This window comes from Vibrio harveyi (assembly GCF_030060435.1).
GTDB classification, from domain to species: Bacteria; Pseudomonadota; Gammaproteobacteria; order Enterobacterales; family Vibrionaceae; genus Vibrio; species Vibrio harveyi.
On record NZ_CP125875.1, the window covers coordinates 1,535,386 to 1,560,278 of the forward strand.

General features: G+C 45.1%; 19 protein-coding genes. 12 read left to right on the forward strand and 7 right to left on the reverse strand.

The window, feature by feature from the left end:
- Genes QMY49_RS07540 through QMY49_RS07565 form a run of 6 tightly spaced genes read left to right on the forward strand, consistent with a single transcriptional unit; the run spans position 1 to position 8,144 of the window.
- On the forward strand, positions 1 to 939 hold the full coding sequence (locus QMY49_RS07540) for a type VI secretion system-associated FHA domain protein (RefSeq protein ID WP_283313823.1): 939 nt from the start codon (positions 1 to 3) through the stop codon (positions 937 to 939).
- Positions 939 to 1,421, forward strand: coding sequence for a type VI secretion system lipoprotein TssJ (tssJ, locus tag QMY49_RS07545; RefSeq protein ID WP_005451918.1), 483 nt, complete (start codon positions 939 to 941; stop codon positions 1,419 to 1,421). The genes QMY49_RS07540 and tssJ overlap by 1 nt, the downstream gene beginning before the upstream one ends.
- Positions 1,422 to 1,447: 26 nt before the next feature.
- Positions 1,448 to 2,779: a type VI secretion system baseplate subunit TssK gene (gene tssK / locus QMY49_RS07550; protein ID WP_283313825.1), complete on the forward strand. Its 1,332-nt coding sequence runs from the start codon at positions 1,448 to 1,450 to the stop codon at positions 2,777 to 2,779.
- 6 nt (positions 2,780 to 2,785) lie between these two features.
- A complete protein-coding gene (icmH, locus tag QMY49_RS07555) occupies positions 2,786 to 4,039 on the forward strand; it encodes a type IVB secretion system protein IcmH/DotU (protein WP_283313828.1) in 1,254 nt (417 codons plus the stop codon).
- Positions 4,036 to 7,425 (forward strand): type VI secretion system membrane subunit TssM, encoded by a 3,390-nt coding sequence (tssM, locus tag QMY49_RS07560; RefSeq protein ID WP_283313829.1) that lies wholly within the window; start codon positions 4,036 to 4,038, stop codon positions 7,423 to 7,425. The genes icmH and tssM overlap by 4 nt, the downstream gene beginning before the upstream one ends.
- Positions 7,426 to 7,427: 2 nt before the next feature.
- Positions 7,428 to 8,144, forward strand: a complete 717-nt coding sequence (locus tag QMY49_RS07565; protein WP_283314094.1) for a protein kinase domain-containing protein — start codon at positions 7,428 to 7,430, stop codon at positions 8,142 to 8,144.
- Between the two features lie 26 nt (positions 8,145 to 8,170).
- Here QMY49_RS07565 and QMY49_RS07570 read toward each other — a convergent pair whose 3' ends face one another.
- Entirely contained in the window at positions 8,171 to 11,317 is a 3,147-nt protein-coding gene (locus QMY49_RS07570) for an HD domain-containing phosphohydrolase (protein WP_283313832.1), read from the reverse strand.
- A gap of 281 nt (positions 11,318 to 11,598) precedes the next feature.
- On the opposite strand from QMY49_RS07570, the gene QMY49_RS07575 reads away from it, so the two are divergent.
- Together QMY49_RS07575 and QMY49_RS07580 are read left to right on the forward strand one after the other, a co-directional pair.
- On the forward strand, positions 11,599 to 12,084 hold the full coding sequence (locus tag QMY49_RS07575) for a prepilin-type N-terminal cleavage/methylation domain-containing protein (RefSeq protein WP_283313835.1): 486 nt from the start codon (positions 11,599 to 11,601) through the stop codon (positions 12,082 to 12,084).
- Between the two features lie 92 nt (positions 12,085 to 12,176).
- Complete coding sequence (locus QMY49_RS07580) at positions 12,177 to 12,626, forward strand: GNAT family N-acetyltransferase (protein ID WP_005451904.1); 450 nt, start codon at positions 12,177 to 12,179, stop codon at positions 12,624 to 12,626.
- A 158-nt stretch (positions 12,627 to 12,784) separates the two neighbouring features.
- Here the strand turns inward: QMY49_RS07580 and QMY49_RS07585 are convergent, their stop codons facing one another.
- On the reverse strand, positions 12,785 to 13,183 hold the full coding sequence (locus QMY49_RS07585; protein ID WP_005451902.1) for a GFA family protein: 399 nt from the start codon (positions 13,181 to 13,183) through the stop codon (positions 12,785 to 12,787).
- 284 nt (positions 13,184 to 13,467) lie between these two features.
- Between QMY49_RS07585 and QMY49_RS07590 the strand changes: the two genes are divergently transcribed.
- The 4 genes from QMY49_RS07590 (at position 13,468) to QMY49_RS07605 (ending at position 17,639) form a co-directional block, all read left to right on the forward strand.
- Complete coding sequence (locus QMY49_RS07590; RefSeq protein ID WP_009696966.1) at positions 13,468 to 14,442, forward strand: tripartite tricarboxylate transporter substrate binding protein; 975 nt, start codon at positions 13,468 to 13,470, stop codon at positions 14,440 to 14,442.
- A 230-nt stretch (positions 14,443 to 14,672) separates the two neighbouring features.
- On the forward strand, positions 14,673 to 15,167 hold the full coding sequence (locus QMY49_RS07595; protein ID WP_005451900.1) for a tripartite tricarboxylate transporter TctB family protein: 495 nt from the start codon (positions 14,673 to 14,675) through the stop codon (positions 15,165 to 15,167).
- A gap of 20 nt (positions 15,168 to 15,187) precedes the next feature.
- Entirely contained in the window at positions 15,188 to 16,714 is a 1,527-nt protein-coding gene (locus QMY49_RS07600) for a tripartite tricarboxylate transporter permease (RefSeq protein ID WP_005451899.1), read from the forward strand.
- A gap of 154 nt (positions 16,715 to 16,868) precedes the next feature.
- On the forward strand, positions 16,869 to 17,639 hold the full coding sequence (locus tag QMY49_RS07605; RefSeq protein WP_283313843.1) for a sulfite exporter TauE/SafE family protein: 771 nt from the start codon (positions 16,869 to 16,871) through the stop codon (positions 17,637 to 17,639).
- A 98-nt stretch (positions 17,640 to 17,737) separates the two neighbouring features.
- Here QMY49_RS07605 and QMY49_RS07610 read toward each other — a convergent pair whose 3' ends face one another.
- The 5 genes from QMY49_RS07610 to QMY49_RS07630 all read right to left on the reverse strand — a co-directional run bounded on the left by QMY49_RS07610 (position 17,738) and on the right by QMY49_RS07630 (position 24,629).
- On the reverse strand, positions 17,738 to 18,709 hold the full coding sequence (locus tag QMY49_RS07610; protein WP_005451897.1) for a TAXI family TRAP transporter solute-binding subunit: 972 nt from the start codon (positions 18,707 to 18,709) through the stop codon (positions 17,738 to 17,740).
- Positions 18,710 to 18,921: 212 nt separating this feature from the next.
- Positions 18,922 to 21,969: an efflux RND transporter permease subunit gene (locus QMY49_RS07615; protein WP_283313845.1), complete on the reverse strand. Its 3,048-nt coding sequence runs from the start codon at positions 21,967 to 21,969 to the stop codon at positions 18,922 to 18,924.
- Positions 21,966 to 22,736, reverse strand: coding sequence for an efflux RND transporter periplasmic adaptor subunit (locus tag QMY49_RS07620; protein ID WP_017819443.1), 771 nt, complete (start codon positions 22,734 to 22,736; stop codon positions 21,966 to 21,968). Before QMY49_RS07620 ends, QMY49_RS07615 begins: the two co-directional genes overlap by 4 nt.
- Positions 22,737 to 23,427: 691 nt before the next feature.
- On the reverse strand, positions 23,428 to 23,994 hold the full coding sequence (locus tag QMY49_RS07625) for a hypothetical protein (RefSeq protein WP_005451891.1): 567 nt from the start codon (positions 23,992 to 23,994) through the stop codon (positions 23,428 to 23,430).
- A complete protein-coding gene (locus tag QMY49_RS07630; protein ID WP_050903073.1) occupies positions 23,994 to 24,629 on the reverse strand; it encodes a LysE family translocator in 636 nt (211 codons plus the stop codon). The genes QMY49_RS07625 and QMY49_RS07630 overlap by 1 nt, the downstream gene beginning before the upstream one ends.
- Positions 24,630 to 24,893: the final 264 nt, after the last annotated feature.

Genomic DNA, 24,893 nt, shown 5'->3' on the forward strand with positions numbered 1-24,893 from the left:
GTGGCGATCAGCATACATTTGATTTCTGTACCCTCTGAAGAGGTGGTGACTTCAAGAGGCATCTATCTGCCCGAGTCTGGCGGGCAGTTTGGGCGTTCTGCTTCTTGCGAAGTGGCATTGCCCGATCAATCAAAACGCATCTCGCGTATTCACGGACAAATTCGTCTCACTGAAACAGGCTATTTGGTGAAGAGCACTGGTAAGAACCCGGCTCGCCTCAACGATAAAGCCATGGTGAGAGATAAAGATTACCCACTCAACGATGGCGACATTTTAAAGATCGAAAGCTATTCGATGTTGGTATCAACACTCACGTCGAGCAAAGCGCCTGCCGAAGAGCAACCTGATGACCTCTTTGCGACCAAGTTCGACCTGCAACTGGAGGACAATGTCGATTTTCTCGACGAGGGTGAAATCGTCGAACCCGTAAAATCGGAAGTTCAGTACTCCCACCACAATGTAATGAGCGATGACCCTTTCTCCTCCGACCCTTTTGAAGACATCGATGATGACGAACTGGCGGACCACTTTGAAGTGGATGAAGTGTCGAAACAGCAGCAAGCAATGGAGCGTTCTACGGAGATTGAGTATCTTCCGGGCGATCATCATCCAACATCAGAGCTGGAAGCCTCCATCGAAAAGCTGATTACGATTACCGAGAAGAATCAACAATACCTTCGGAACCCACCGCTTGCACATGATGCTTTGTTTGATGCATTGGATAAAACACTCGAACAGTTCCTCAATGAGTTCGCGCCGAACCAGCTAGAGAATCAATTTAGCGAATTTGTGTCTGGTGGACTGTTCAGTAGTAAAGACAAGAAGTATTGGAAAATCTACCGCAAACACTTCCAACATCGACAAGACAACGGTGATTTTCGTCGCCAGTTCAAAGCGATGTTTATGGAAAATATGCAAAAGCAAAGCGAGGAAAGCTGATGAAGATTTGGCTTAGTTTACTAGCTTTCGCTTTAGTGGGATGTTCATCCGACCCAACACCGGTTGTGACGCAATATCAATTGGCGGTAAGCGCCGAGAAGACTATTAACCCAAGCGTTAACAACAGTACCAATCCTGTGGTAGTGCGCTTGTATCAACTGACCGATGCCCAGCAGTTTAAGCAATTGCCGTTTATCGATTTGTATAACGATGACGTGAGCCTATTAGGCGCAAACTTGGTGTCGAAACAAGTGCTGCCCGTGGTGATGCCAGACAGCAATAGCAAACAAACCTTAGACATCAACAAGACCACTCAATACATCGGCGTATTGGTGGAATTTGCCGAATATGATGCAAGCACGGCGACGGTAGTGACAACCACGCCTCAGGAAGAAGAACAATATATCCAGTTAAAGATCAGCGGTAACAAAGCAGCATTGCAAACCGTGACACCAGATTCGCCTTGGTGGGATGTTTTTTAACTCGATTCAGTAGATAGGGAAATCTCGTGGACGCATATAAAAAGGTCGTTTGGCAAGAAGGTATGTTCATTGCCCCACAACACTTTCAACAACAAGATAGATACACACAAAACTACGTCAGACAAAACGTCGAAACGCTTGCTGGTTATGCCCCTTACTATGGTGTGACCGACTTGGTGATCAATCACGATCTACTTAAAATTGGCAAGCTTTCCGTCTCTTCAAGCGCGGGGTTGTTCCCAGATGGCACGCATTTCGAACTGAAACACGAAGTTGCCAGAGATGTGCCGCACGGTACGATTGAGAAAATGGCTTACTTAGCACTGCCCGTCTCTCTGCAAGGCAATAATGATTACGCCAACGATGAATCGGAACAAAGCCGCTATCTCACACGCACTATCAATGTGTTTGATACTTCAACCTCTGAGAATGCCAGCGTTGAGGTGGACGTCGCGCAGCTCAACATCGCGATAAAACTCGAAGGCGAAGACACTTCGGGCTTTACCCTGATTCCTTTCGCCAAAGTATTGGAATGCAGCGAAACGGGCGAAGTGATGCTAGACCGTTCCTTTATTCCTGCGTGTTTGCATTATGGAGCATCACAGCTATTGGTTGAACGTTTGAAAGAGATTCATGCCCTCACCTCCAACCGTGCCACCAGTTTGCTCAAACGTATTCAAGCCGGACAAGGGCAAAAGAGTCCACAGTCGATGATGCAGGATTACCTGTGGTTGCAAACACTCAACACTTGGCTTCCGTGGTTTGATTTGTCTTTGTCGAATCCAAAGTTTCAAACCCAACAGCTTTATTTGGAGCTACGCAAGTTTGAAGCGCAAGTCATGGCATCCACACCCGCGATTCCAGAACCGTGTCAGCCGTTAGATTTCCATCGTCTGTATGATTGCTTTAATCCGCTTTTTTCGAATCTGCGCAATATGCTCACGCTGGTTCAACAAGACTCGGTGATTGAGTTTGCGTTTGACACTTCGTTGTTTGAACGACGCCGCTTGCTTCGCACGTTGGTAAAAGATGGTCACAACCTGTTCGATCGCCGATTCGTTCTCAGTGTCCGTTCCAACATCAGCAGCACCGAGCTTAACGAATTGTTCCCTGCCGCCGCCAAACTCAGCAGCAATAACAAGATTGTTGAGATCGTGCGTAATGCCCTTTCTGGCGTTCAACTGACGCCGCTTCCTGTTGCGCCAAGTGAACTAAAACCGATGCAAGGCACAGCGTATTTTGAAGTGGATACGTCAGACCGCAATTGGTTAGAAATGATTGAAAACCGCGATGCACTGGCGCTGCACGTCGATACACGTGTTGGCGACCTAGAAGTGATGCTGTACGCACTGAGGTAGTAAGTTATGAACTATTTGGATGAAGACACCTTAGTTTGGGACAGCAGCGAAAACGACTTCGTGAGTAAAGACACCGACATGCCAGACGTAAAGTGGCATTCGGTCAACGCTGCTCAAGCCAACATAGGGTTCTTACATCATTTCGACAAAGCCGAGAATCAGCTGATCAACATCAGTTCTGAGTTACTGGCTGTCACGCTCAAGATCAACACTTTACCGGAGCCCGAAGACATCACTACGCTCAGGCACCAACTTGTAGCTTCCATCAATGAAATCAAAACCAAAGGTGCCGAGTTGACCTACCCAGTCGCCGTGATCGACAAGCTTTGCTTCCTGTATGCCGTGGTTTTGGATGAGTTGATTGTCTACACCGATTGGGGTGAAAAACGCGGATGGGAGAACAAAACCCTACTCAGTGAACTGTTTGGTATGCGCAACGGCGGTGAGCTTTTCTTTACTGTGGCAGAGAAAGCAGCACGCCAACCGCACAAGCTGATCGACTTATTAGAAGTGGTTTACCTGTTCCTCAATATCGGCTTTAAAGGTCAGTACCGCGAAACGGGCAGCGAACAGTTAAAGAGTTTTACCTACCGCTTGGAGCAGATTTTAAGTCAGTATCGACAAGCCGGTGGAATCTATTGTCATACTAAGGTTTCGGTACCTAAAACACGTAAGCCAACGCGCAAGAAGCGTTACCTTGTCACCACATTATTTTTCCTAACTATCATTGGTTTGAGTGTTGCCCTAACCTATTTCTGGTACAACAAAACCAAACCACAGCGGGCACGAGATTTTGTCCAACTTGGTGAGTACAGCCAGCGCTATATTGAATCTGGTCGTGCAGAAGACATCGTTTATGTCAGCACTGACGACGATTTAAAAGGCAATAAAGTCGCGGTAAATACCACTCAACCACCTCGTCCAGTGCCGAGCCAACCAAAAGCCGTGACGCCACAAGTGAAAACACCCGCGACAGAAGCGACGAGCAATCCAGCGACGAACCCTGCAGCAAACACTGATTGGTTAGTCCAACTTGCGACCTTCTCTAACCTTAAAAACGCCGAGAAGTTTATAGCCCAACTGCCGACATCCAACTATCAACCTGTCGCGGATAACATCAATTCATACGTTCGCGTCATTGTTCGATGTGACAACTCAGAGCAAGCTAAAACCATCAATAACTGGTATCGAGAGAATGCCAACGTCAACGGCTTAGTGGTGCATAACAAAAACAAACAAAGCGAGGTTGAGTCACGATGACGCAAGACAACCCAAACACACCAACCAGGAAAAAGGCGATCATTTGGAGCCTCGTTACCCTTCTGCTTCTGGCAATCTTAGGCGGCTTACTGACTTGGTTTGTTGCGTATCCTGATTTCTTATGGACAGGCGTCATCACGACAACCATTGTCGCACTTCTGTCTGCAGGACTTTGCTTTTGGTTAATCAATCGCAAGGTGAATAAGAGTCTTGAGCAAGACCAAGAACGTGCACTAATCATCAAACGCTCTAAATTACTCGCTTTCCACTTCAAGAAAATGCTCGGCGTACAAAAACGTAAAAAGCGCTTAACCAGCCGTTACGATCAGCCGATTTATCTGTTACTCAGTGATAACCCAAGCAAAGATAAAAGCATAATCACGCAGATGGGTTACGAAGCTTATAAGGTGGATGACTTTGGTAACGACATTGAGTTCCCAATTCTGTTTTGGCTCAGTGAACACTCAATTCTGATTTCCATCAGCATGGGTGAAGATCATCAACCGCTTTACTTAAAAACACTGTGCCAATGCCTCAATAAATGGCGTCCGAGACAAGCGATTAACGGCTTGGTGCTGACCACAGAAATTGAACAGTTAGTCGGCAATAGTGAAACCCTTTCACAAAAAGCCGACCAATTGAAGTCGCAAATCAAAGCATTCAATCGTTCATTTGGTTTGAACTTACCTGTCTACAATGTCCTAACCAACATGGGTCAAGTGAGCGATTTCTGTCAGTTCTTTTCTGCGTTTGATGAAGCGAGACGCAATGAAGTGTTCGGCGCCACCAGCCCAGTGCAAAAACATGGTGGCATTGATGCCGATTGGTTCAATGACGAATACGACCACCTCATCGGTCAGCTAATCTCGAACATGAGCAACGCGTTGGGAGCACAGCTCAACCAAGATTTCCGCAATGCCATTTGTGGGGCACCTTACCAATTTGGTCTGCTTAAACAGAATTTGTGGCATTTCTTACAACGCTTGCACCGAGGTGACCAATACACAGATGGGCTCAACTTCCGCGGCTTCTACTTTACCCACAGTGGCGGTGATTTCGCACAGCATGATTTACTAGCGAACGTGGTCAATCAATCCCTCGGCAATGAGCAATATCAGCAACACCAACAAATGCCTGTTCAACAAACCTTGTTTGCTCAGCATTTGATGTCTCATGTCGTGTTAAATGAAAACACTTTAGTCGGGGTTAACCGCCATAAAGAGAATTGGTTGTGGTTCAGCCAAACCGCCTACACCCTAATTTGGCTCGGTTTATTGATTGGTACACTGACGATTCTCAAGCTCGACTTCGATTATCAAACCAATCGTGAAGCCAAAGCCGATGGCATGTTGGAGCGTTACAAAGAAGCGATAGCAGCACAGCCATACAGCAAAGAAGATTTGGTGGGTAATATCCCAAACCTGTACACCATGCATCGCATTTACGCGCTGTATCAGGAGCCTGAACCTTGGTACACATTGCCATTCCTGCCCAATGCGACCATCAAACCAGAAGTTGAAGCGGCTTACACCAAAGAGCTACAACAAGTTTTGCTCCCTTCTATGGCGCACACCATTGAGAATGACCTTTATGTGTATGTGAACTTGGAAGACCAAGCCAGAACGCTCGAACTGTTGAACGACTATCGACTGTTGTTTGATAAAAATCGTACCAACATTGAAGAATTGAAGAGCTACTTCTTGGCGAACTTAGAGCATCAAGGCGAAGCGGACAAAACCAATGTAGCTCAGCTCAAAGTGCTGCTCGACGATGTGTTTAACCAGCACCTAGTGGCGACAACTGCCAATCAAGAGCTTGAAGGGTTGGCGAAGCAAGTCATCAATCAATCCAATATCGAGACGCTACTCTACCAACACATCTTGAATGATCATGCTTACGAGAAGCGCATTGATGTGCGTAAAGAACTTGGCTCCAACTTCAACCAAATATACCAATTCAAGCCTGGCTACGTGGGTTATTTCGTTCCTTACTTGTACACACCGACTGGCTTTAACGAGCTGGATCTTTCTGTGGAATCCCCTCTTCTTATCGAAGCGTTATCCGCTTATGAAGGCATCGCAGGACAAGCCCCAAGCGCACTAGAGATGCACCGAATCAGCCACGATTTGAAGCGCATGTATCAGAACGATTACATCAATTACTGGCGCGATTTTATTAACAGCATCGAGGTGAAAACCATTTCCGGTTCTGAGCAGTTAAATGCCAGCTTGAACGTGCTCAACAATGCCTCAAACAATCCAATGTCTAAGCTGTTTACTACCATCAGCAACTACACTTCGGTTCTTCTACCTGAGCCAAAAGATGCGAAGAAGAAGACCGATGAAGAGATTGCCGATGCTGCGCAAGACAACGAGAAGAAGGAATCCGCTCGCCAAATCACACTGACGTTTAATGATTTCCACAAACAAGTGACGCCAGACGATCAGGGTAAGAAACCAATAGATTCCGTTCTGGAAGGTTTTGCGAACACCGCTAAATGGCTCGATCAGTTCTACAAATCCAACACACCAGACAAAGTGGCTTACGAAACGTTATCTGCAGGTTTAAAAGCGCAAAATCCGGTTGCGCAGTTGGCGTCATTAACCGATTCCCAACCACCGTTATCCGGTGAAGTGATTGACTATGTGACAGTGCAAACTAATGAGTTGGTAATGAACTTGGCTCACCAATATCTTAATAGTATGTGGAACAGCGAAGTCTACCAGCCTTATGAAAACACCATCGCGGCTTTCTACCCATTTAAGAAAAGTGCCAACAGCGACGCAAGCACGGCGGATGTTGCTGCCTTCTTTAAAACCGATGGCACATTGGACACCTTCTATCAAACCATGTTGAAAGGCTTCTCAACAGAACAACGTGCGCCATTTATGTCCGGCTTACTGCCAAATACCGGCTTTGCGTTAGATCCTGCGATTTGGCTGATGTTTGATAAAGCCAAAGACATTCGCTCTGCCCTGTTTTTAGCTGACCCGAAAAACGTCGCGATTCAATTCCAGATGAAACCAACAGAAATGAGCTCGGCACTGACTGAGTTTTCCATTCGGGCAGAAAAACCGATTTTCACCTATCAACACGGTCCGATGCTGTGGACACAACAAAGTTGGAAAGGCGATTCTGTCGCACAAGATGCACTAACGGTGCGTCTACAGAAACAAGCAACGCCGATTGCCAATGAGCAGTTTAAAGGCAGTTGGGCATGGTTCCGCTTGATTGAACCGCGCGTCACTTCAACCTCTTCGCAAAGTACTCAACTTGAGTTTGATTACAATGGCGACAAGGTTCGCTTAACGATTAAAACTCAAGGTCAGAACAATCCGTTCGTGCCAAATTTCTTTGCCGGCTTTGTTTTACCTGCGAGCATTTAGTGATGAACACGTTCGCCAATCAAACCCTGTTTAGAGTCTGTGGCGTTACTTATGTAGCGCCTTTGAGCGAAAACGTGTTTCAGTGCGAGCACAAACTGTATGGCACTGTGGTCATCAAGGTAGCACGCAGCTTGGCTGAGAAACGGGCTTTGATGGCGGAAGCGGACTTTCTATCCAAATACGCGTCCGATTACTGGACGAACTTTCATGGTTACGGCTCGCAAAACCACGCCGACTGGTTAATGAGCCAGTATCTGGAAGGCAAAACACTTAATGCGATAGAACCTGATTTATTACCTCAAGGTTTAATAACCAAGCTTGAATTCGCTTTGCTAAATCTACACAAAACGGGTTATCTGCATGGCGATATCAAGCCACATAACATAGTCGTGACGCCTAACAACCAAGTTCGGCTTATCGACTTTGGCAGTGTGATTCGAGTTGAGGCTAAATACCGAGAACATTCACATACAACCGTTAGTCGAGCCTATAGTGCGACCCGCCCCTCTCTGCGTATCGGTCAGGCAAGCAAGAACGATGATTTTTATGCCTTGGCAATGACCTTGCTCAGTTGTCACGATCAACATCCCTTTGCAGGTCTCTCATTACAAGAAGCGGCAGAACTGCTACCTCCTCCTAATAACGTTGAGCTACCAACGCGCTACCAAGTTCTGATACAAAAAGAGTGGCAACGAATGCGCCACTCTCTGAAGTTGTAGGGTTTAAACGCTCTAAGCTCTCTGGCTTACGCGTCTGATGATTTGGACTTCAGATACTTCTCAATATCCACCTCATCAACCTGTTCGGCTGGCATAAACTTGTTGGCATATTCACGGTAAACTCCGCTTTCTAAGAACAACAAGAACAAATCCATATCCAAATGCTCGTCCAGTGCCATCTTGTACATGATGTCGACCGCAACACTTACTGGCTTGGCTTTCTTGTAAGGTCGATCTCCTGCAGTTAACGCTTCAAAAATATCCGCAATCACTAAGACGCGTTCTGGGGTTGATAAATCTTCTGCACTCAACCGACGCGGATAGCCTGTGCCTTTTAGCGTCTCATGGTGGGTCGAAGCATAACGCGGCACGTTACTTAACTCCGGAGGGAATGGCAGTGCCCCCAGCATTTTGATGCCACTGATCATGTGCTCGTTAATTTTGAAACGGTCTTCTGGTGTTAACGTCCCGCGGGAAATGGTCAGGTTGTAAACTTCACCCAAGTTATATTGATGCTTTGGCACTTGCACCTTAATGCCATGCTCCGGTGCAAATTCCATTGGGCGAACACGCTCGATAATATGGTCAGGCTTATCCGCCAAAAGGTTTTCAACCACGGGTAGCGTCACGTCAGATTTTGGCTTAATCATCTCTTCAAATGGAGAAAGACCAAGATGATCATCATAGTGACGCAACCAAGTTTGTTGGGCGATTTGTTTAATGCGCTCAATCTTCTCGTCACTCATGAACTCACCACCCACGTTGGCGTTGGCAACAAATCGGAAGTCTTCATCCAACTGCGCAACTCGTTGGTCGAACTTGGCTTGCGCCTCTTCTTTTGACAGTTCACCAGTAGATATCGACTTCCACATTTCCACTTCAGCATCTCGCCTTAGTACTTCGAAACGAGTGCGAATTTCATTGATGCGGTTGTAGTTGGCTTCTAACTTAGTGCCTTTATCAACGATGTGTTCTGGCGTGGTGATCTTGCCACAGTCATGTAACCAAGCCGCGATACGGAATTCACGTCGTTCATCGTCATTGTTGAATCTAAAATCTTGGAACTTACCGGTGTCGCACTTCTCTACCGCCTCTGCCAACATCAAACCAATTTCTGGAACACGATTACAGTGCCCTGCAGTATAAGGAGACTTGTCATCGATCGCTTGCGCGATAAGGCGAATAAAGGCTTCAACAAACTCTTCTTGCTGTTGCTCGTGATGCTGAATCTCTTGCGTCATTTCGGTAACTGAGTCAGACAAGTCAGAAACTTCTTTGATACGCGTTTCTACCGGAGCTAATTGGTCAAATTCACGATTTTTGATTTTGATGGTTTCTTTTCGAAGCGCCAGAATCGGATGCACAATAGGTGATCCAACCTTCCATGCTAATGGAAACAAGATAATCATCACGATAGAGGTAAACGCAATAGCCTTGGATAATCGACTGGTGACAGCATCAGTCACGACTTGCTCGGAAACTAACACCGCAAAGTAGTCACTTGTTCCACGAGTAGATTGCAACTTAGTGATATAGAGAAATCGATGCTCTCCCTCAATGGTCACTTTGTTCATCGTGTCGTGTTTGTCTTTTTGGGTTGCTAGCTCATAGACTTCTGGATAAGGCGCAAAACTGCCTCGCCATTGATGGGGTTTAAACCACTTCTCTTCCAACGCGGATTGTTGTTCTGGTGTAATACTGTCAATTGCTTGATTGACAACTTGCATCAATCCACTGTTTTCATCTTGCATGAACACAGAAAATTCCAGAGGTGATTCCGTCAATTTTGTCACATGGATATTGGTAATTTTCACTAGTCGCTTCATCTCGACCATGGTTAGATAACTGTCTACAAGGTATTCAATATCTCCCATGTGCAGCGCTCGTTTTGCTAAATCGAGATTAGGTTGTTCAACAATATTGAGTGTCGGATAACGTTCGAGTAACCACTCCTTCATTCCAAAGCCTGCGACGACGCCCACTTTTTGGTTCGTGAGTTCAGTTAGGGAGACGGGCATCGGAATATCGATTTTGGCTGCGATAGCCAGTTGTCCGTAAAATATCGGATGGCTCTTGAGACCAAATTCAGAGGGAGCACCAAGCACGGGCTGAAGTATATCTATTTCGCCATTGCGATACTTCTTCACCAATTCTGCAGAACTGAAGCCATTTACGAACTCCACTGCCATGCCCGTTTTCTCAGCGATGAGTTTTAAAACATCGATAGCATAGCCACCAGGCTCACCACTCTCGGTATAATCGTATGGTCCCCAATCATTCTGGTTGGACACAACAAACTCTTTATCATTCAATAATGCTTGCTGTTCTTTTGTTAAAGTTAACGGTGGCGATGTCGGAATTTCAACCTCTTGAAATACGTTGATGCTTGAAGCGATCACTTCACCTCGATTGTTAAAAATGAACGACTCTACGCCATCATCTTTTTTCATTCCGAGTTCAGTCGCTGTGATTTTCTCACTCAGAGACGAGAGCACGGTATCGACACCGATCACGGCGCCTTTATTACTGCGAACAGAATAGGATTGACCGGTGATTTTTAAATGCTGAAATAAGTAGGGATCGGTCTTGTAGACACTGTTTTTTGAGGCATTGTCGAACCAAGGTCTCCGAGATGGATAGAAGTTACTAGTTTGTTTTGTAGTACGAACCAGCTCAAGCGACTCTGAATAAAATAAGGAATATCTTGTTCGCTCTTCGCCTTCTCCCACAATTTTGATAACCGCCCAACGTTCATCAGGTGCCGCTCCTATTTTTCCTCTAACAATTGAAGAAGATTCCAAGTTAACTACTTGAAAGAAGAACTCTTCCTGATTCGCAAAGTAAATACTGTAAAAGACAGGATTATCAATCAAGGTTTGGGTAAATACGTGCTGAATTTCATCTTCACTAAATTGTGTATCACTGTAATCAGCTACACTCCGCAGTATCCCCGCACTACTTGTTGCACTCGCATCAATTTGATGGATATGGTTACTGACGTCTTTAGCCGTCATGGTTAAGCGCGTCAAAATATGTTCCTCTGACATCTGCTTACCAAAGTAGTATTGCATACCAACCCCGAGTAACGCAGTCACTGCAGTAGCAAATATGAAGAGACTTCCGACGGTGAACTTAATCGAAAACTTACGAGGAGAACCTGATTTAGTTTTCACGCGATAACGCCCTCCAATGGCATTGACGACAAGAAAATTCGCTACCTATGTTGGCAACTTGAGACATATTAATATCAAGTCTAGTACATATTTTTCATAGACTTGCACAAGGAGCGACCAAAAGGTTATTAATCGGCAAGTACCACTATCGCAACCACAATCTCAGTTCTTTCATAGGTTTCGACTGTTGAAATAATCGGTCATCTCAAATTTATCCTAAGCACCTAGCTCGCTAACATTACGCTTCTTTTGTATGCCCCCTCTATCTGTAAGAAATATCTATGAAGCAAAAAGGATTCTCCTTAACCGAAGTTACTGTAGCGCTTATTCTCTTAGCCATAATAAGTTTGTTTTCAGCACCACAAATCATGCATAAGCAACGTCAAGATCGACTCAACAGCTTGGAATCTTTTATCGACAAATTTCATGACATCAACCAGGAGATGATGACACACGCTAAGAGTCAAGGTGTCGCAGAAATGCCGTTAGCAAAACTGTCAGAACTGAACATTTATGTCAGATTGGGAACGCTAGCGTTGGATGATTTCAATGTAGAGAAAGCGATGGGCGTGCAAGGGTTGAACCTTGCCAATATCGGACCGACCGAGAAACCGTCATTACTTATTTACTTAGGCAAGGAAAAGTCACCTGAACAGATAAAAGAGTCAGGTTGTTTCCTCAGTATCAGCCGCCCATCTCACAGCGCTACGAGTCTAACTGCAACTACGAATAAGTTAACCATCACAAAGTTTTACGACTATTGCTAGAGCTCCATTTTAGAGAGATTAGATTACTACGAAATCTTATTCTTCAATCGGCGTATGCTAGCTAATGTCTTATATACCCTTAAGGTTTTATTATGATCGTCGTGAAAAAAGCAGGTGTCTCTGATGTCAAAAAGGTCTCTCCTCTTTACCTAAAATATCTTGAGTTTTATCAAGTCGATGTTTCAGGTAAAGACCCAGAGTCTTTTATCAAAGCTCGTATTGAGAATGAAGAATCAGTCGTGTACTACGCAACGGATGAAAGTGGGCGGACGCTCGGTTTTGCGCAGCTTTATCCACTCTTCTGTTCGCTAGAAATGCGTAAGATTTGGCTTCTGTACGATTTGTATGTGGATTCATCACAGAGAAAACGAGGGATTGGTGAACGCTTATTGGAACAAGCGGACCAACTGGCAAAAGAGACCGACTCTGCCTTTGTTATGTTAAGCACTGGTATTGATAATAAAACCGCACAATCCGTGTATGAGAAACACGGTTACGTACGAGATGTCGAGTTTTATAACTATGTTCACATGCTTAAGTAATCAAACGAGCACATGAGCAAAGAGCGAAAAGCCGAGTTAATACTCGGCTTTTAATGATCAACTTACACCACTTTGTACTTGCTGATAGACAATCAAAAATAAACCTGCAAATACCGCTACTGTCAGTAAAACCTTTAACCAGAGAAACTTCATTTTATCTACTCTTCTGGCGCGTATTGGTCAAAAACTTCTTGAGCTGTCATTTTCTTGCTGTGTGGTTGCAGATCATAGTATGCGGGCTTCTCATCAGTGAAGATCTCTAAGCTTAATTTGAAATCTGGCTCATTAAATAATCCCGCAGAAAGAATATATTCATCTGTTGCCAACAAGTGGTAATAGATATTCGTGCCGCATTCACCACAAAAACCTCGTACTGCCCATTGGGATGATTGATAGCGTTTAGGCTCAGCACCGTTAAATGTCACACCGGGACCACAATGCACCGCATGCAGAGGCCCACTTGACCACTTTCGACACATATCGCAATGACAAAAGCTCACTTCATTGTGTTGAGGTGCGGTCACTTCAATAGCGCCACATAAACATGTTCCTTTCATCTCTATTCCTCCCTATTCAACCTCCATCATTATGGCGGTTTTAGACACTCCATTGATGTGACCAACCTAGTCTTTCACCACATTCTTTGATGAGTATATTTGCGTGAACTTTATGAACAAAACGTCGTTTATGCTCAATATTCTCTTTATCTACGCATTAGAGACATCACGTTAACACCTTATTAACCTTTAACTCATCACTAGCGAGTCACCCTACCTTGCTAGGAGAACAAATAATAAGACTCTTCAAAACAAGAGAGTCACCAACATAAGGAACGTGAAACATGTTAAAGGTACTCAAACCAACGCTCGCCGCATCCATCATTGCAGCCTCATTTTCTTTCCACGCTTTTGCTGCTGATGTTGAAAAAATCCACTTTCTAATCCCTGGTGGTGCTGGTGGTGGCTGGGATATGACGGCTCGTGGTACAGGTGATGTACTGGTTAAATCCGACATCGTTGAAAATGTCTCTTTCCAAAACCTCTCTGGTGGCGGTGGTGGTAAAGCCATTGCACACCTCATCGAAACCGCTGAGCGCCAACCTGATACGTTGATGGTGAACTCAACCCCAATCGTTGTTCGTTCACTGACGGGTATCTTCCCGCAATCTTTCCGAGATCTCACACCAGTAGCCGCAACGATTGCTGATTACGGCGCTATCGTGACCTCCGCGGATTCGAAGTACAACACATGGGAAGATGTGGTCAAAGATTTCGAATCTAACCCACGTAAAGTAAAAATCGCCGGCGGTTCTGCTCGTGGCTCGATGGATCACCTTGTCGTCGCAGCTGCATTTAAAGGCGAAGGTTTTGACGCGCGTAAAGTTCGCTACATCGCGTATGACGCTGGCGGCAAAGCAATGGCAGCGCTTCTGTCTGGCGAAACACAATTGCTTTCAACCGGTCTTGGCGAAGTATTAGAGATGTCGAAATCTGGTCAGGTAAAAGTACTGGCGATTACGGCACCAAAACGTCTAGACGCTGCACCAAACATCCCTACCCTGAAAGAATATGGCAATGAGACTGTGTTCGCGAACTGGCGTGGCTTCTTTGCCGCTCCTGGCACAAGCCAAGCCAAGCTCGACGAATGGAACGCAGCTCTGACCAAAATGTACAAAACGGACGAATGGCAAGTTGTTCGTGACCGCAATGGTTGGATTGACAACTACAAAGCGGATAAAGAGTTCTTCGCGTTCCTAGAAGAGCAAGAGCAGCAAATGGGCGATCTAATGCGCGAATTAGGTTTCCTTAAAAAGTAATAACTCCCATCCGAGTTTGTGGGGTTAGCTATCCCTAGCCCCGTTGTATTTGCACTCTAATTTCACCGTATATGGGCATTGTCGATATTCGACAAGTAAAAACTCCTTTGTTTATTGATTGGTAAACACTAAGTAACTCGACTAGCAGCGATGCGCTTAATTGTTAATGACTTGGTCCTTCTTCATTAACGCCCATATACGGTCTTTTCCTGTTGTTCTAGGAGTTGGATATGTCTCATTCAACCAATATTTTTACCAAAGAGAACTTGCTGTGCCGCGATCGTGTTGGCGCGATGATCTTTTTGTTGTTTTGCCTATGCTATGGCTACCAAACTACACAAATCCCTCTCTTTCCCGGGGATGAATACGAACCCTTCACGGCTCGCACTTTACCGACCATTCTGACCTACGTCGGGATTGGTTTAGCGCTAATGCTATTGGTCACTGGTCAGCCCGATAAACAAAGCGGCGCTGTGATGTCATTCAACTGGAAATTGCTTATCGCCTTTTTAGTTTTGATGGCGCTTTATGGTCTGGGTTTGACTTACATCGGCTTTGTATTAGCGACAGGATTCTTCCTGCTTGCGGGCTTTTACCTTCTTGGCGAACGACGTAAATCGGTGTTGTTTGGAGCCTCATTCCCGTTCGTTATCGCGTTTTACTTGTTGCTCACTCAAGGTCTGGATATCTACCTTGAGCCTGGTCTGATTTTCACCATCTGGTAGTCAAAAGAAAGGACTGAATTATGTTAGATGGAATTCTACAAGGTTTATCCACCGCCGTGATGCCAATGAACATCATGATGGTGATTGTTGGCTGTTTTGTTGGTACGTTTATCGGCATGCTACCGGGGCTTGGTCCTATTTCTGCCATAGCTCTGATGATTCCTATCACCTATGGTTTGGATCCATCTTCGGGTCTGATTCTGATGGCAGGTGTTTACTATGGTGCGGTATTTGGTGGTTCAACTTCATCTATTCTTATCAACGCACCGGGTTGTTCTTCAACCGTAGTTACCGCGTTTGATGGCTACCCAATGGCGCAGAAAGGACAAGCAGGTAAAGCACTTGCACTGGCGGCTTACTCTTCTTTCACTGGTGGCACGCTTTCAGCAATAATGCTGCTTGTGGCGGCACCTGCATTGGCTAACGTCTCGTTAAGCTTCCAATCTTCTGACTACTTTGCGCTAATGCTTCTTGGCTTATCCGCAGTGGCTGCGTTCGCTGGCAAAGGACAAGTAATAAAAGCATGGATGATGACCATTCTAGGCTTGATGTTGTCTACAGTCGGCATTGATAAAGGCGTCGGTGTCGAACGCTTCACCTTTGGTCTAACGGATTTGATGGATGGCTTTAGCTTCCTATTGTTGGCGATGGCGACCTTTGCGCTTGGTGAAACGTTGATGGGTATTTTGAAGCCTTCTGAAGATACGCGTGATGAGGAACAAGATAAGCTGAGCAACATTGGCTCGATGAAAGTCACCAAGGAAGAAATCAAAGAAGTAGCGCCTGTTTCTATTCGCTCTTCAATCCTTGGCTTCTTTACAGGTGTTCTTCCGGGCGCAGGTGCAACCATCGCCGCCTTCTTAAGCTACGGCATGGAACGTAACCTTGCTCCAAAGGATAAAAAAGAGCAGTTTGGTAAAGGCAGCATCCGAGGTTTGGTGGCTCCGGAGTCAGCGAACAACGCAGCATCAAGTGGTTCTTTCGTTCCTCTTTTGACCCTTGGTATTCCGGGCTCTGGTACAACCGCAATCATGCTAGGAGCGTTGATCGCTTACGGTATTCAACCAGGTCCTCGTCTGTTTGTTGAACATCCAGATGTGTTCTGGTCGGTAATTATCTCCATGTACTTCGGCAACATTGTGTTGGTGATCCTTAACCTACCGCTGATCCCATACATCTCGAAGTTGTTAGCAGTACCAAGAACCGTGTTGTTGCCGATGATTCTGTTCTTCTCCATCACGGGTGTTTATCTGGTTTCTTTCAACACCATGGACGTGTTTGTGATGCTACTTGTGGCAATGGCTGCCATCGCACTAAGGTTAGCAAACTTCCCTCTCGCACCGCTGTTGCTTGGCTTTATCCTTGGTGGATTAATGGAAGAAAACCTGCGCCGTGCATTGATGATTTCCGACGGTGAACTGAGCTTCTTATGGGAACGCCCAATCACACTGACATTCACAGTGCTTGCAGTATTGGTACTTGGCAGCCCACTGTTTGTAAAACTCTTTCAAAAGCTTAAAGCGCAACCAGTGAAAGTTGAGCAATAAGCATTCTATCTCTCCCTCAAGATAGACCTTTGAAACCAAGCCACCCTCTGCGGTGGCTTTTTTCTTGGACTAATCGCTACTTTATTTCTTTGGGTGAGTTGCGTAGTGTTAATCGTTCAGAAACAAAAACTATAAGAACAAAAAAGGACTTTTTATGCTGCTGGAATTTGCTCTCTTGTTTGCTGCGGGCGTCGTTGGTGGGATCATGAACTCCGTCGCCGGTGGTGGTAGCTTCATTACCTTCCCTGCATTAATGGCGGTTGGCGTGCCTCCCATCATGGCGAACGCGACGAATACTTATGCTTCTTGCGCAGGTTACATCAGTGGTGCAATCGGTTTTCGCGAAGAAATCATGAAGAACAAGCAAGAACTCGCTTTCACTATCTCTTTCAGTTTGATTGGTGGCGCTGTCGGTGCTTACCTTCTGCTAAATACGCCAGAATCTGTTTTTCTTGAAGCGATTCCATGGCTACTTTTATTCGCAACCGTGCTCTTTTTAACTGGCTCACGCATGACTGCGTTGATTAAGTCTATGACCAAAGAGATCAAACACGCTGGCATTCTGGGTGTGATTGCACTAAGTCTTCTTTTGATTGGCGTCTCTGCTTATGGCGGCTTCTTCAATGCGGGACTAGGCGTGATCGTATTAAGTTATTTAGTGGTTGCAGGGCACCAAGACATCAACTTAATGAACGGGCTTAAGCTGCTGGTTTCGACCTGCGTTTCTCTGATTGCCATCGTAATTTTTGTTGCTAACGGTTCGATCGATTGGACCAAAGGCAGCGTTGTAATGGTTGGCACATTAGTTGGCGGCTACTTGGCAGCGCGAGTATCTCGCCGGTTGAATCCTAGTCATGTAAAAGGCTTCGTTGCCCTCTCTTCTATCGCGATTACCATTTACTTCTTCTTAGATGTCTATGCCTAACTCAATACCACGATATAACCAAAGCCAAGCGCTCCTTGCTCACAAACAAAAACGCCATCGCAAACTACGATGGCGTTTTTATTAGTTCTAAGTGGAAATTACTTAATCAAACCCACTTCTTTGTAGTACTTCTCAGCACCTGGATGAAGCGGCGCAGATAGACCATCTTTCACCATTTCTTCTTTCTTCAAGTTGGCGAATGCTGGGTGTAGACGGCGGAAATCATCAAAGTTTTCGAATACCGCTTTCACTACGTTGTAAACTACTTCGTCTGGCACGGCCGTTGAAGAAACAAACGTCGCACCTACACCAAAGGTTTGTACATCACTTTCTGAACCGCGGTACATGCCGCCCGGTACGTTTGCGATACGGTAGAAGCTGTTATCAGAAACCAACTTCTCAACTTGTGGACCGGCTACCGTTACGATATTGCTGTCACACGAGGTCGTTGCTTCTTTAATCGCACCACTTGGGTGACCGACTGTGTAAACCATCGCGTCGATCTTGTTATCACACAGTGCTTTTGACTGTTCTGATGCTTTTAGCTCAGATACCAGCTTGAAATCATCATTCGTCCAACCGTACTCTTTCATTAGCACTTCCATGGTGCCGCGCTGACCAGAACCTGGGTTACCTATGTTCACTCGTTTGCCTTTTAGGTCATCAAACGTGTTGATGTTAGCGTCTTTACGAGCCACAACGGTGAACGGTTCTGGGTGTACAGAGAACACCGCACGAAGCTCTTTGAATGGTCCTTTATCTTCAAACTTGCTCGTACCGTTATAAGCATGGTATTGCCAGTCCGACTGCGCGATACCTAAATCCAACTCACCTGCGCGAATGGTGTTGATGTTGTAGATAGAACCACCGGTACTTTCTACTGAACAACGGATGCCATGATCAGCACGTGATTTGTTGACCAAACGACAAATTGCACCACCCGTCGGGTAGTACACGCCAGTTACACCGCCCGTACCAATGGTTACGAACGTATCTTTAGCAGAAACTGAAAAACTTGTACTTAGTGCAGCCAGAGAAGCCGCGACAGCAATTTGCTTGAGCTTTAACATTGAACGTCCTTATTTTTTCCTTTGTTTATGGCTTGGTAAGTATAGCAATCGTTAACAAACTGATAACGTTTAAGATCACATCCTGAGAATTATCACCACGCAGCAAAAGGCATTGATCGGTAAGCAATTATGAACCGTGTTCGACTTTAGTTTTAGCCCAACCAAAAAGCCCGCAGAATTTAACTGCGGGCTGTCCGGAATTTCAATAGTACTTAGTCGGTCGCTAGGGTTCTCTCCTCGCTGCTGTCATTGACTGCGGATGCACTTTCATTTCCTTTCCTGTGTGTCCATAGGTAAATGGATGGGATCACGGTAAGCGTGACGATCATCGAGATCACGCAGCCCCAACCAACCACCAGCGCCATCGGTGACATGTAGTTATCGTAACCACCCAAGCCGTACGCAAGCGGGATAAGACCTGCAACGGTTGTGATTGTGGTTAAGGTGATTGGTCTCACTCGGCTTTGCGTTCCACGAATTACAAACTCCAGCAAGTTGGTATCGTTACATTCCGCTTCGTGTTCTTTGAAGTGCCAAATCAGCACCAAGCTGTTGTTTACCATAATACCAATCAAGGCAATCATCCCGATGATGGAGAAAAAGCTCAGCACCTGATTATGTAAGAACAGAATAAACAGCGCACCAGCGATGCCAAAAGGAATCACCGTCAACACAATTAAGGTTTCGCGCATTCGGTCAAAAAGAAGAATCAGAAGCAACGCAATGCCAATAAACGCCACACTAATCGCGATGACAAAGCCTTGCTGCGCTTCTTGTGTTTCTAAGATCTGCCCTGTCGCAATAATAGAGGCACCGCCGTATTCTTTATTGGCAGAGGCTTCTTGAACCGCAGCAAAAACGGCAACCGGATCAGTCACGGTCGAATCGACACCTGACGAGACACGAATCACTCGCTCTCCATTAAAGTGTTTGATTTGTGCTTCTGCATCGGCATTTCTCCATCGAACCAGCTCACTTAATGGCACCAGCTTGTTATTGCTGGCGCGAACCAAAATGTTATCCAGTTCTTTTAAGGATTTGTCGTCTTCTTCTAAAGCGACTCGGAAGTACACTTCTTCTTCACCATTAAAGATCCGCGTCACGCGTTGACCGTCAATCGCAAACTTAATGATATCCCCAACTTTGTTGGCACTGATGCCGTAGTACTTGAGCCAGTGATGTTGCAGCTCAGCTTGAATCTGTGGTGCTGGTGCATTTAAATCACGTCGTACTCGGCTCGTCCCTTCCAATGATTCAATGTACGCCGTCAAATCATTAGCAAGCTTTTCTCGCCCTTCATCCGTACCGCCAACGACACGCAAGTCCACTGGACGTCCTACCGGAGGGCCGCCGCCATCAATATCGAACTCAATTTGAGCCAACCCTGTAATTTGCGTTGCTTTCTCTTCCCACTCTTCGACGATTTGCTCTGCGGTTCTTGTTCGGCTGTTTGGTGGTGTTAATGAAATCACCCAATAGCTATTTGGTGAGCTCACTTCGCCGTACCAATAATTCACTTCTTCAGTGCTTTTGATCAGCGCTTCGAGTTGTTGTGTTTCTTTCCAGACGTCATCCAAATCTAACTCTGGATTCGATTCAGCACTGATTTCTATCAAATACGCGCCGTCTGTTGGGAAGAACAAGAAGCTCAAACTCTTGTATGAAATCGCTCCTAAAGTCAGAATCACTACGGTAATACATGGCAGCGCTACTTTGCTGTTTCGAATGACAAGTTCAATTAAACGATTCAGTGCGCTTAAATCTAAAAATGGCTTTTTCTTTACCTGACTCTTCTTACTCAAAATGCCTTTTAAATGGGCAGGAATAAAGAACAGCGCGTCGATAAACGAAAAGCACAACGCAATAATGACCGTAAGCGGAATTACATAAACCAATTTACCGCTGTTTCCCGGTAAGAAGAGCAAAGGTATGAAGGCAATCATGGTCGATAAAATGCTTGCTAGGACCGCTGGGAATACACTCTTCACACCTTGCGAGACCGCCTTATCAACTGGATAACCTTCTTCAACTAGTGCCACGATTTTATCGCTCACCACCACGGCATCATCGACAATAATTCCGACAATCAAAATTAAGGCGGACATAGTGAACACATCCAGAATCTGCCCGAAAGGAGGCAGCAAAGCCAGCGTGCCGAAGATACATACGGGAATAGAAACCGCGACCCAAAATGCAATGCGTCTATCAAGAAAAAGCGCCAACGTAATCAGCACCAAGCCAAGTCCAACCAAGCCGTTGTCTTGCACGATGCGCGCTTTCTCTTGGATGTCTTCGGACAAGTCTGAGCCGATAGCGATAGTGTATTTGTCACCGAGTAGTTTTTGCTGATTTGCAATCAGAGCTTTCACCGCGTTAGAAGTGCTAATAACGTCCGCGCTTTCATTAGTTCTTAAGTCAAAAAGAATACTCTTATTACCGTTGATTGAGCCATAAACCTCGCCTTTTTCAAACCCATCCTCAATGAGACCTGCAACGTCTTTAAGTTGAATATTCGGGCTGAATGAGATGAACATTTCACGCAGCTCTTCAATGCTATCCAGCTCGGCAGAGGTCATCAGTTCTGGGTTGTTCTTTAACGTTTCCAGACGACCACCACTGATCAGCGTATTACGCTCTGCAATCAATGCCGCCACTTGATCCAACGTTAAGCCATAACGTCTCAAAGAAATCGGTTCGAGTTGGATTAAGAACTCTGGCGCACGCAAATCGACGGTGTAAACTTCACCAATCCCCTCAACACGCCGCAAAGCCAACTCTAGGTCTTTGGCTTTATCTCGCAGTGCTTTATAACCAACATCACCAGAAATACCGACCACCATGAAATCCAAGCTGTACGATTTTTTGATCGACAGCGTTGGCGCTTCGGTCACACCAGCGGGTAAATCCGTTACCCTTGCCAGTGCATCTCGAATGTCTTGGTAAACCGTATTCGGATCAGAGACATTGCTATCCAACACCACACTGATATTTGACACGCCCGTTTCCGACGTAGAGGTAAACTCTTTCAATCCAGAAATAGACAGCAATTCTTTCTCAATTTTACTGGTGATGTTGCTTTCAATATCTTTCGCACTGGCGCCAGGATAAACCGTGACGATATCGCCTTTTCCTAAGTCAAATCGAGGCTTCTCAGCAAGGGGAAGATTGTAGGCAGTAAGGGCACCAATGCTGATGATCAAAATGGTCAGGATTTTAGACGCAAACTTTCGGTGAGAGAGCAAATCTAAGAAGAAATTCACATTGCCTCCTGATCATTGAAATACACGTACGATTCCATGCCCGGATTAAGCGTGCCGTTGGCGTTATCTACCGTCACTTCAACAAGGAAGCCCGGCTCACTGTTTTGGAAAGCAGGAGAAAGTAAAGTGATGGTGCCGTCCAACGTCTGCTCAACAGAAGGCACTTCGACCTTAACCTTCTCGCCTTTACTGAACTTGTTGAAATCAATCTCTAACAGGTGAAAACGTACTTTCAATCGTTCCATATCTGCAATGGTAAAGAGCGCATCACCCACCGAAATAAACTGCCCTAGCTCAACAGAGCGATTGATGACCACCCCATCAAAAGGTGCATCCGGAGAGGCTTTATCCAGCGTTCGTGCGGCGATTTTGTAGTGTGTATTACTTACGTTGAATTGAGCTCGACCAATGTTGGTTACACGAATTTGGTTGTCCACGTCACTTGCCGAGACGCCATTACTGGTCAGCAAGGATTGATAACGCTTTAATTGCTTTTCTTGAATATCTAACTCGGCACGACTCACCTCTAACTCGTTACGGGCTAAGTCCAAACTCAATGCATAATCTTCTGAGGATAGAGACAATAGCTCCTGCCCTTGAGTCACAGAGTCACCGTTATCGTAACGATAAGAATCCACCACGCCGACGACTTCACTTTTTACCACAACACTTTTTTCAGGAATCAATTGACCAACAACGTAATCGCTCGCTGCATGAGCAGCGCTTGATAAAAGAAATAAAGGAATTAGTACGGATCTTTTTTTCATTTAGTTATCTCATTTCCGATGAACCAAATGACTTGTGTAACCGTTCCTCCGACAAGTCACCACTGACAGGAACACACAAGCCTTTAGTGTTTACTAAGGCATTAACCAGAAGTACAGCAAACGATTAACGCTCTTATTTATTGATGCTTGATATATAAATTATCAGTGGAGGTGTGGAAAAAAAGTGAGTCCTGAATGAAGCGTTTAACTACTTAAATCGAGGGAGTCCTTTCTGATTTGTTAGTACTTCGTTCAATCAAAACCGTTGCAGTTCTGTCGAGAGAAACTAACCATGATTTGATATATACCCAAGTAACCTCGAGATGCTTGGTTCAGCGAGAATGACTTGGTTTGAAGGCGAGGCAACAATTTGAAGATCTAGTGGTTCTAAATCGAAAATTGTTAACGAAGCATGCGAACCAAGGCAACTCGCCCTTCGGGAGCGTGTCACTGAAGCAATTTCATCGTCAAACAACTTGGAAATAGCTTGCTATTCCGCTTCGTTGTTTTCCTTGAACTTGAATCAGTGACGACGCTCTGAATCTAGCATCTTGAAGTCACTTGGGTATACCTCTATAACCTCGCGATGCTTGGCTATAAAAAAAGAGACAAGCCGATCGACTTGTCTCTTTCTCATTTCATCTTATTGTATTTATACCCAGGTCACTCCTAGATACTTAGGTATAGCACATCAATCTCTGAGCCATTGATGATCTTCACCACCATCTTTCTTATTGAAAAATGCAGAGTGCTGTTGTTTGAACTGATCCGCTTTTATCTCTGAAATCGGCCACAATGTAAAATCTTCACGAATAAAGCTATCGTCAATACCAAACTCAAGTGTTCTTAGCTTATTGCCGATAAATCGATAGATATACGTTTCACCGGTCTTCTCGCACACCATTGGTACATGCGACATCGGCTGACCATTGACGGAAACTGACACCCATTTACTGCTCTTTGGCTCACAAGACGCTTGATTTACTACATCAATTTCGAACTTGTTGTCTAAGGTCGTACCGACAAAGACGACGGTGGAATCTTGCAAATAGACGCGCCTTAATAAAAGCTGTTTAGTATCTTGAGTACGTGTGGTTTGAATACCATTAGAAAATGGTTCGAAGTAAGACCAATGCCAGTTCCATTGCATGCCTTTTTCAACAAAGTGAAGTTGAGGTATGGTTTTCCAAGCCACAATACCAGCAAGCGCCGCAATAAAAGCGATCAGGATAATTAGAATTCGAACAAGTGAGTGCATTAGACTGGTTTTTCTACAAGTAATTTAACACCAAGTGCAACCAGTACCGCTCCAGTTGCCCCTTCCATCCATTTCATAAAACTTGCATTTTTTAACAAGCTTTTCGCGGAATTTAATGCACCAGCCAGACCACATTGCCAAACCATCGCAATCATAAAGTGAATAGACGCCATAACCATAGATTGCATTAATGGAGAACCTTCTGGGTTAACAAACTGAGGTAAGAACGCCAAATAGAACACTGCCGTTTTTGGATTAAGCACATTAGATAAGAAGCCTTCACGGAAAGAGCGTTTACCGCTATACGCTTGGTGGGTCTGTTCAGAGACAGCAATGCCGCCATTCGATTTCATTAACGCTCTCAAACTACTTAATCCAAGCCAGATCAAATAAGCAGCACCCACCATTTTCACCATTTGAAATAGTTCAGCGGATTGAGCTAAAACAGCAGAGATGCCTACAGCAGAGAAAAATGCATGAACAAACAGACCGAAACAAATACCTAAACTTGTCGTACAACCATCTTTAAGACCTGCACGACTGGTGTTACGAATCACCAAAGCGGTGTCCAATCCCGGTGTAAGCGTCAAAATAGTGATAGCAATGAGGAATGCCTCAAAATTCAAAATATCCATATTCTTGTAGTGAGTGATTGTGCATTACCCATCAATACCGTCAATCCACGTAATTCGCAAGCAACTTTTGTGATCAACATCGTTGAAAATCACATAACGTACAAAGCCATACGCATAAAAGCACTTAATAAGCATACACACAAATGATTTTAAGATGCAGAGCTCAAAACGTTGTCATTGATTCGAGGTCAAGGAAAACAACGTAGCGTCTACAAACCAAGTCATTCTCGCTAAACAAAGCATCTCGAGGTTACTTGAGTATAA

What these genes read in the sequence shown, in the direction of transcription:
- QMY49_RS07610 (WP_005451897.1), bottom strand. Translation starts at nt 18,709, where the DNA reads ATGTTAAAGCTCAAGCAAATTGCTGTCGCGGCTTCTCTGGCTGCACTA.
- QMY49_RS07605 (WP_283313843.1), top strand. Translation starts at nt 16,869, where the DNA reads ATGCTGCTGGAATTTGCTCTCTTGTTTGCTGCGGGCGTCGTTGGTGGG.
- QMY49_RS07625 (WP_005451891.1), bottom strand. Translation starts at nt 23,994, where the DNA reads ATGCACTCACTTGTTCGAATTCTAATTATCCTGATCGCTTTTATTGCG.
- QMY49_RS07565 (WP_283314094.1), top strand. Translation starts at nt 7,428, where the DNA reads ATGAACACGTTCGCCAATCAAACCCTGTTTAGAGTCTGTGGCGTTACT.
- QMY49_RS07600 (WP_005451899.1), top strand. Translation starts at nt 15,188, where the DNA reads ATGTTAGATGGAATTCTACAAGGTTTATCCACCGCCGTGATGCCAATG.
- QMY49_RS07585 (WP_005451902.1), bottom strand. Translation starts at nt 13,183, where the DNA reads ATGAAAGGAACATGTTTATGTGGCGCTATTGAAGTGACCGCACCTCAA.
- QMY49_RS07590 (WP_009696966.1), top strand. Translation starts at nt 13,468, where the DNA reads ATGTTAAAGGTACTCAAACCAACGCTCGCCGCATCCATCATTGCAGCC.
- QMY49_RS07580 (WP_005451904.1), top strand. Translation starts at nt 12,177, where the DNA reads ATGATCGTCGTGAAAAAAGCAGGTGTCTCTGATGTCAAAAAGGTCTCT.
- QMY49_RS07620 (WP_017819443.1), bottom strand. Translation starts at nt 22,736, where the DNA reads ATGAAAAAAAGATCCGTACTAATTCCTTTATTTCTTTTATCAAGCGCT.
- tssM (WP_283313829.1), top strand. Translation starts at nt 4,036, where the DNA reads ATGACGCAAGACAACCCAAACACACCAACCAGGAAAAAGGCGATCATT.
- icmH (WP_283313828.1), top strand. Translation starts at nt 2,786, where the DNA reads ATGAACTATTTGGATGAAGACACCTTAGTTTGGGACAGCAGCGAAAAC.
- tssJ (WP_005451918.1), top strand. Translation starts at nt 939, where the DNA reads ATGAAGATTTGGCTTAGTTTACTAGCTTTCGCTTTAGTGGGATGTTCA.
- QMY49_RS07575 (WP_283313835.1), top strand. Translation starts at nt 11,599, where the DNA reads ATGAAGCAAAAAGGATTCTCCTTAACCGAAGTTACTGTAGCGCTTATT.
- QMY49_RS07595 (WP_005451900.1), top strand. Translation starts at nt 14,673, where the DNA reads ATGTCTCATTCAACCAATATTTTTACCAAAGAGAACTTGCTGTGCCGC.
- QMY49_RS07630 (WP_050903073.1), bottom strand. Translation starts at nt 24,629, where the DNA reads ATGGATATTTTGAATTTTGAGGCATTCCTCATTGCTATCACTATTTTG.